This window comes from Acidobacteriota bacterium, assembly GCA_003225175.1.
GTDB lineage: Bacteria > Acidobacteriota > Terriglobia > Terriglobales > Acidobacteriaceae > Gp1-AA112.
On the sequence record QIBA01000253.1, the window covers coordinates 1 to 1,606 of the forward strand.

At 49.9% G+C, this 1,606-nt stretch carries 2 protein-coding genes; both read right to left on the bottom strand.

The window, feature by feature from the left end; translation table 11 throughout:
• The coding region (locus DMG62_25130) for a hypothetical protein (GenBank protein PYY18939.1) at positions 1-354 on the bottom strand (354 nt) is incomplete at its 3' end.
• The gene (locus DMG62_25135; protein PYY18940.1) at positions 341-1,321 is read right to left on the bottom strand and encodes a hypothetical protein; all 981 of its coding nucleotides are present in this window, start codon (positions 1,319-1,321) and stop codon (positions 341-343) included. The genes DMG62_25135 and DMG62_25130, both read right to left, overlap by 14 nt.
• Between the last annotated feature and the right edge of the window lie 285 nt (positions 1,322-1,606).

Consider the following 1,606-nt stretch of genomic DNA (forward strand, 5'->3'; position numbering starts at 1 on the left):
GATCCGAGCCAGTTTATCCTGGTGAATAACAACCTGTGAGGAGCAAAGCGCTTTGGTACGTTCCAGGAAAGCTGACCCAACCGCTGTCTTGGTAAGCAACGGCAACGATTGCGGAAGAGAAAGCGCCGCAAGGCTTCGGCAGTAAGCATCCGTCGATAATGAATATCTCTCCTCGAATCTGAAGGCCGGGCAGGTTCTTGAATAGAAAACCCCAAGTTGGCCAGCGACTTTTTCGGCAAAGGCAAGCGGACAGCTAGCCACGCTGTGCCAGTACCAGTACTTCAAAAATCTCAAGAACGGCTCGCCTCCGAGTTGTTGCTGCCAGCGACTGAGAAGCGAATCATGCCCAAACATCAGGTAGTCCGGGTAGAATCCCATCGCCATGTTTGAGGTCGGTAGCCATCTGCGCATAAATAATCTTGGCGTGGTACACGAAGAGGGTCTCTGCGAGGAAAGTCTTTACGCTTTCATCGTTCCGGCGCAGATAATGCTCGGTAAGAGTCAGTGCCACGATGATCGACACGGCTGTAGCAAAGAAAGCAACTTTTCCGATAAAATTTCCTTTAGCAGTCAGTATCAACCAGATTACGGGCGTCACTACAAAGAGAGATGTGAGCGTGAAACTTGGCTTCAGCAAAGCAAGGAGGAAAGCGCTTGTCGCGACTGAAGTTCCATAAATAACCACCTTCTGTGCGTTCGGTAAGATTACCCGGTAATAAAAGAACTGAATTATCAGCCAAAAAATCAAGATTTCGAAAAACATGCAAACGGAATCGGACCGGATGTTCATTTCGAAGAAGACAGGAGCGTATGAAAGCAAGTAGATGGCAGCACCCAAAAGTCCGATCGCTTCGTGCACAACACGGCTCAGACAAGGTCTTGGGAAGAAGTCGGCGAGTCTGCTCCAGGCCGCCAGAAATAACCCACCGGCGATCAGGCCCAAAGAATGTTGGATTACTGAGATTGCCCGAAAATCCTCCCAAATCCGCAAGATTAAGTAGATCATGCCGGAATACAGAAAGTTTAGGCCTTCCTTGGTTAGGCCTTGAACGCCCTCAAAAGCCCCGCCGCTCAACTTGACGAGAGCTGGCAAGAGGTATGCATCGAAGACTGCCAACGGATCTTGCGGCAATGAAAAACGTTGCCATGACGCGGCCAAGAAGAGAAATGCCGCAAGAAAATAATAAGCGAACTTCCAAAGAGCAGCCTCATTCGCCTGAACAAAGCTGCGAAAATCTGACCAGTGCTTTCGAGCTTTGCTGATTCTCGCAGCAGGCATCGTTCCAGCGTCGGCTTGTATTCCAACATCAGCAAGCCCCACGAATCGGGGTCACGACTTACCAGCCGCGAACACGCCCTTTCCCGCTTGATTGAGTGTTTCAGACTGCAGGGTGTGGAAAAGGCGAAGAGCCTAGAGGCAAAGCCCCCGCCTGATTCAGATCCGTTTTAATGGGAGGCGTTCTTTACGGAAACTGTACGAGTTTGCCTAGTCAGGCTTCACCTAATTTTCAACGATATCCGCAAAAATCTTTGACGACCAGCCTCGTGGCAAGCCTTCATCTTTCTGCACTATTCCGTTCGCTAACATTTTTTACGACGCAGATCA